1 tRNA gene and 1 pseudogene are annotated in these 1,982 nt (G+C 60.8%); both read left to right on the top strand.

The features are described from left to right. The first annotated feature begins 31 nt into the window (after window positions 1-31). A tRNA-Met gene (locus TY51_RS17535) sits at window positions 32-108 on the top strand. Window positions 109-408: 300 nt separating this feature from the next. Then, window positions 409-1,687, top strand: a pseudogene (locus TY51_RS17525) (IS3 family transposase). Window positions 1,688-1,982: the final 295 nt, after the last annotated feature.

The raw sequence follows: 1,982 nt of genomic DNA, 5'->3' as shown, positions 1-1,982 counted from the left end.
CGATGAAAAAACCCGATCAGGACAATCTTGGCGCGGGGTAGAGCAGCCCGGTAGCTCGTCAGGCTCATAACCTGAAGGTCACAGGTTCAAATCCTGTCCCCGCAACCAAAATATATCCCCACTATCATCACCACCGCCCGAACGCGCAATCGCGGGTCTTTGGAATTTAGGCATACGGCCATGGCCAGCGACCGCGACCGGGCGGCCTGTGGCTAGGCGCAGCAGGCCCGCCAATGCGTCGTGCAGGTGGATCGACAGGGCACGTTTGCCGTCCTGACCTGCCACTGGTCTTTCATCTGACTATGACCGGAGCCGGTAGTTGATTTACGCCTTTTGGCGCGAGTGGTCTGCCCCTGAAAAGTGGTCCTCCCTGAGGTATGGCTTTTGAGCCATTTGGAGGATACAGGAATGCCCCAGAAGAAGCACAAGCCGGAGAAGATCGTCGTCAAGCTTCGGCAGGTTGACGCATTGGTGTCGCAAGGCCAGTCGGTGGCCGAACCTGTGCGGTCGTTCAGCGTGACACAGTTCACCATAACCGGCGGCGCAAGGAGTTCGGTGAGCTGAACACCGACCAAGTGAAGTGACTGAAGGCTTTGGAGAAAAATCGAGCCATTGGAGCGCCATTGGTTTAAGCCCAATTGCGAGGGAGCGGCTCCGGAAGGCCGTCTCTGACCTGACGCTCGATAAGCTCATCCTTCGGGGTGAGGCCAATGGGCCGAACGCATCGGGAAACTTCTGAGCCCCGCCCGCCGCCGTGCTTGCATCAAGCATGTCAGACAGAAGCTCCGGATCTCGGAACGGCTCGCCTGTCGCGTGCTCGGGCAGCATCGCTCGACACAGCGGAAAGTGCCGAGCGGACGGGCCGATGAAGACGCCCTGACGGCCGACATCATTGCGCTCGCCTCGCAATATGGGCGCTACGGATACCGCCGGATCACCGCCCTTATGGGCGAGGCCGGTTGGGCGGTGAACGTGAAACGGGTCAAGCGGTCGAACGCATGCGTCCGACGGCGGCGGGACTGAGGGGGATCAGGAAAGGCCCCGGTGGGACGTTTTCCCGACGAAGCTGAAGGTCCCACGAAAGCAACCAAAGAAGGGTCGGCTCTGGCTGAACGACGGGTCATGCATCCGTCTGCGGCCAGAGCGTTCGAACCATGTCTGGTCCTACGACGTCGTCGAAGCCCGGCCCCACGATGGAAGGAAGTTCCGCATGCTCAATCTCATCGACGAGTTCAGCCGGGAGTGCCTGGCTATCCGGGTCGACCGGAGGCTCCTATCGACCGACGTCATCGACGTCTTGTCCGATCTCTTCATCCTGCACAGCGTGCCGGATCACATACGGTCCGACAATGGCCCGGAGTTCATCGCCAAGGCGGTGCGGGAATGGATCGTCGCCGTCGGGGCGAAGACCGCCTAAATCGAGCCGGGGTCCCCTTGGGAGAACGGTTACTGTGAGAGCTTCAATTCCAAGCTCCGCGACGAGCTGCTGAACGGGAAGGTCTTCTACAGCCTCACTGAGGCGAAGATTATCATCGAGAGCTGGCGCCGCCATTGCAACACCAAGCGCCCGCACTCATCACTGGGGTATCGCCCGCCAGCTCCAGAGACTATCCAGTGGCAGGCTTCGCCATCCGGAGCCGCTTCGCCGGCCACCCCAGCTGTAGCGCCAAGACCCGTAATGCACTAAGACTGAAACCGGACCACCCGATAGGGGCAGGCCACTGCACCTGCACGGCTGTAATGCGCTGCAGGCAGGCGTCGAGGTTCCGCCTTGCGAAAACAAGTCGACGGAAATCACCTTCCTCTTTTGCCGGAAAGAGTCGCTGGAGGATGTCTGCACGATACGGCAGAGATGCCGTGGAACGTCGGGTCCGACATGGGCCGGGACGACGTCACCCATAGGATCTTCAGGAGCGAGACATGGATGAGACGGCGATAGCCGGTTTTGCAGCAGACCCGGTGGCGACCTGGGTCTGGCTGGC

It is taken from the genome of Paracoccus sp. PAMC 22219 (assembly GCF_000787695.1).
Lineage (GTDB): Bacteria > Pseudomonadota > Alphaproteobacteria > Rhodobacterales > Rhodobacteraceae > Paracoccus.
Note: the sequence above shows the minus strand (reverse complement) of the source record. Positions and strands in the feature narration are given on the sequence as shown.